Raw genomic sequence first — 4238 nt, 5'->3', positions numbered from 1 at the left:
CATCGTCGTGGGCGTGCCGCCGGACGTGACCGCCGAGATCGTCGCCCGCGAACTCGAATCCTTCCCCGACGCCATCGTGACGGATGTCGCGAGCGTCAAGCTCGCGCCCCTCGCCGAACTGCGCGCCCGCGGCGCCGACATCTCCCGCTACATCGGCTCGCACCCCCTCGCCGGCCGCGAACGCGGGGGACCCCTCGCCGGACGCGCCGACCTCTTCCTCGGTCGGCCCTGGGTCGTCGCCGCCCACGACGGCATCAGCTACCAGCAGGCCACCGCGATCGACGACCTCATCCTCGACCTCGGTGCGACCCTCGTGGAGATGAGTCCCGAAGACCACGACCGCGGCGTCGCCCTCGTCTCCCATGTGCCCCAGGTCGTCTCGACCCTGATGGCCCGGCGTCTCACGGATGCCCCCGCCGCGTCCCTCAACCTCGCCGGCCAGGGCCTTCGCGACGTGACGCGCGTCGCTGCGAGCGACCCCGAACTGTGGGTGCAGATCCTCGGCGCGAACGCGGCCCCGGTGCGCGAGATCCTCACCGCATACCGCGACGACCTCGACCGGTTCATCACCGCCCTCGCCGACCCGGCGGCCCCCGGCGCCCGCCGCCGCGTCGCCGAAGAACTCGCCGGCGGCAACGCCGGCGTCTCCCGGCTGCCCGGCAAGCACGGCCACGACCGCCGCATCGTCTCCCTGACCGTGATGGTCGACGACACACCCGGCCAGATCGCCCGGCTCCTCAACGAGATCGGCGCCCTCGGCGTCAACGTCGAAGACCTCCGGCTCGAGCACTCACCCGGTGCGGAACTCGGCCTCGCCGAGATCTCCGTGCTCCCAGAGGCCGTCACCCGCCTCACCGAAGAGCTGGCCGCACGCGGCTGGCGGATTGCCGGCTAGCACATGACTGAATCCACGCATCCGCTCGTCGTCGCCATCGACGGCCCCGCCGGGAGCGGCAAGTCGAGCGTCAGCCGTGCCGTCGCCCGCCGCCTCGGCTACGGCTACCTCGACACCGGCGCCGCCTACCGGGCCCTCGCCTGGTTCGTGCGCGACCGCGCCATCGACCCCGCTGACACGGATGCCGTCATCGGCGCCCTGCCCTCCTTCGACTATGCGATCGGCACAGACCCCGACGACCCGGCCGTCAGCGTCGGAGCGGTCGACGTCACCGAGGCCATCCGGGAGCCGGCCGTCTCGGCGATCGTGAGCGCCGTCGCCCGCGTCCCCGCCGTGCGCGCCCACCTCACCGCGCTGTTCCGCAGCATCGCAGCGGGCGTCGACCGGCCCGGAATCGTCGTCGAAGGACGGGACATCACGACCGTCGTCGCACCGGAGGCGGAGGTCCGGATCCTGCTCACGGCATCCGAACAAGCTAGAATGGCTAGGCGCTCTGCGGAAATATCGACTCAATCGGCTCAAACCGTGGCAGATCAGTTGCGATCGAGGGATCGCGCCGACTCACAGGTCGTCGAATTCATGAGCGCCGCAGACGGTGTGAACACCGTCGACTCCACCCATCTCGACTTCGAACAGACCATTGGCGCGGTCATCGAGGTCATCAACACACGTACCGCGAGGACCTCGCATGACTAACGAATACGACGAAACACTTCCCGATCTCGACCCCGACCTCGGGGCAAGACTGGACGATCTCGACGACGACCTGGCGACACAGCGCGCCGCCGCCCTCCGCACCGGGCTCAACGACTACGACCTCGACGACGAGGACTTCGATGTCCTCGACTCGGTGACGGACGACCCCGACGCGATCACCTACCTCCCGGCCCTGCCGGTCATCGCCATCGTCGGCCGCCCGAACGTCGGCAAGTCGGCGCTCGTCAACCGCATCCTCGGCCGCCGTGAGGCTGTCGTGGAGAACACCCCCGGCGTCACCCGCGACCGCGTCACCTACAAGGGCGAATGGCACGAACGCAAGTTCAGCATCGTCGACACCGGCGGCTGGGAGCCCGACGCCAAGGGCATCGACGCCTCCGTCGCCATGCAGGCCGAGCTCGCCATCGAGCTGTGCGACGTTGTCATGTTCGTCGTCGACTCCAACGTGGGCCCGACCTCGACCGATGAAGCCGTCGTTCGCCTGCTCCGCAAGGCCGGCAAGCCGGTCTTCCTCGTCGCCAACAAGGTCGACGACGTGCGCCAGGAGCCCGAATCGGCCAACCTGTGGTCGCTCGGCCTCGGCCAGCCGTGGCCCGTCTCGGCCCTGCACGGCCGCGGCGTCGCCGACCTGCTCGACGCGATCCTCGAGAAGCTTCCCGAGATCTCCGCCGTCGCCAAGCAGGAAGTCGGCGGCCCCCGCCGCGTCGCCATCCTCGGCCGCCCGAACGTCGGCAAGTCCAGCCTCCTCAACAAGGTCGTCGGCGAAGAGCGCGTTGTCGTCAACGAGCTCGCCGGCACCACCCGCGACCCGGTCGACGAGCAGGTCGAACTCGGCGGCAAGGTCTGGCGCTTCGTCGACACCGCCGGCATCCGCCGTCGCGTGCACCTCTCCCAGGGCGCCGACTTCTACGCCTCGCTCCGCACGAGCGCCGCACTCGAAAAGGCCGAGGTCGCCGTCGTGCTCATCGACGTGACCGAGGTCATCTCCGAGCAGGACGTGCGCGTCATCGACCTCGTCCTCGAATCCGGCCGCGCCCTCGTGCTCGCCTTCAACAAGTGGGACCAGATCGACGACGACCGTCGCCGGTACCTCGAGCGCGAGATCGAGCTCGACCTCGCCCACGTGGCATGGGCCCCCCGCGTGAACATCTCGGCGAAGACCGGCCGCCACATGGAGAAGCTCGTCCCCGCCCTCGAGGTCGCCCTCGAGTCGTGGGACACCCGCGTCGCCACCGGCAAGTTCAACGCCTTCCTCGCCGAGCTCGCCGCAGAGCACCCGCACCCCGTGCGCAGCGGCAAGCAGCCGCGCATCCTGTTCGGCACCCAGGCCTCGAGCCGCCCGCCGACCTTCGTCATCTTCACCACCGGGTTCCTCGACCCGGGCTACCGTCGCTTCATCCAGCGTCGCCTCCGCGAGGTCTACGGCTTCGAGGGCAGCCCGATCAACATCAGCATGCGCGTCCGCGAGAAGCGCAAGCGCTAAGCAGTCGTTCCACGCTTGACCTGACGCATGCGTCGCCGTCCCCGGTAGGGGGAGGCGACGCATCCGTCGTTTAAGCGCCTGTGGCGATGTTGCCGGGCCGATCGACGTGCACGGATGCGCCGCCGCCCCGAACCGGGGACTGTCGCGCATCGGCGCTCTCCTCTACATTCGGGCTAGCGCCCCAGCGGTGCCACAGGTGTCGGATCCCCGCCCGAATCGGGGAGCTCGCCACCCGCCACACGTGTCGGATCCCCGCCCGAATCGGGGATTTCGACATTCAAGCCTTACCCGAGGATTGTCCATGCATACGAAGTTCCCTGCTTCGCTGACCCGAAAACGTTTCGCCGCCCGAACGGTGCCGCCCGCCGCACCACTCGCGTCGACTGCGCCGTCGGATGCCCGCATCGCGCCGCCCGCTGCCCGGGCATCGCGCCGAGGCGTCCCCGAGATCGCCTATGGTCGCGCCGCCATCTTCACCGTGGTGGTCGGCTGGGCTGCCCTGCTCGCCGTCGTCATCCTCCGCCAGACGGGAATCGACGGCGCGCCCTGGTCGATCCTCGACCGCGCGCTGTCCGTGGCTGGCGCGACCCTGTGTGCGATCGCGCTCCTCTGCTACCTAGCCGCTCGGCAGGGCGCCCTGATCCGGCTGAACGAGCACGTGCGCGTCCCGCGCAGGGAACTGGAGCGTCACTTCGCCGCACGCCAGGAGGCCCTGACCGTGCTCGTCGCCGGGGGCGACAGTGCCGGTGCCCGAACCGGGCCGCACGCCCTGCGCGCCTCGCTCTGGTCCGCGGCCCTGCAGGAATACCCCACGCTCCGGGTCGTGCTGCTGCTCGACGCCAGCTCAGAGCCGAGCGCCCAGGCCGAGGCCCTGATGATCGTGCGCCGGCTCACCGATGCCCTGGCCGAACCCCGCGCCCGGTTCGAAGACGCCCTGTTCGTGCTGGAGCTCGAACTCGCCTGGGGCCACGACGCGACCGACGCCCACGAGGTGGCCGAAGACCTCATCGACGGCCTCGCCGCCGACTACCGCTGGGCCGTCGCCTGGCTGGCCCGGCAGCGCCTCGACGAGGCCGCGCACTTCCACTCCCGAGCGGGCCAGTCCAGCGAGCAGATCGCCGATCGATGGCCCGTCCGGCAGCA

General features: G+C 70.2%; 3 protein-coding genes and 1 pseudogene. All 4 read left to right on the top strand.

The annotated features are described in order from the left end of the window. Positions 1–895, top strand: an 895-nt coding sequence (locus tag QN345_RS16080; RefSeq protein WP_323508866.1) for a prephenate dehydrogenase, incomplete at its 5' end; no start/stop codon positions are given. 3 nt (positions 896–898) lie between these two features. Continuing rightward, the gene (gene cmk / locus QN345_RS16075; RefSeq protein ID WP_134450162.1) at positions 899–1591 is read left to right on the top strand and encodes a (d)CMP kinase; all 693 of its coding nucleotides are present in this window, start codon (positions 899–901) and stop codon (positions 1589–1591) included. Continuing rightward, the gene (gene der, locus QN345_RS16070) at positions 1584–3095 is read left to right on the top strand and encodes a ribosome biogenesis GTPase Der (protein WP_134450163.1); all 1512 of its coding nucleotides are present in this window, start codon (positions 1584–1586) and stop codon (positions 3093–3095) included. The genes cmk and der overlap by 8 nt, the downstream gene beginning before the upstream one ends. A 301-nt stretch (positions 3096–3396) precedes the next feature. Beyond that, positions 3397–4238: pseudogene (locus tag QN345_RS16065) on the top strand (hypothetical protein); the annotation flags it as partial.

It is taken from the genome of Cryobacterium sp. 10I1 (assembly GCF_035019805.1).
GTDB classification, from domain to species: Bacteria; Actinomycetota; Actinomycetes; order Actinomycetales; family Microbacteriaceae; genus Cryobacterium; species Cryobacterium glucosi.
Note: the sequence above shows the minus strand (reverse complement) of the source record. Positions and strands in the feature narration are given on the sequence as shown.

Excerpts from the sequence above, each read along its gene's own strand:
- cmk (WP_134450162.1), top strand. The coding sequence starts at position 899 with ATGACTGAATCCACGCATCCGCTCGTCGTCGCCATCGACGGCCCCGCC.
- der (WP_134450163.1), top strand. The coding sequence starts at position 1,584 with ATGACTAACGAATACGACGAAACACTTCCCGATCTCGACCCCGACCTC.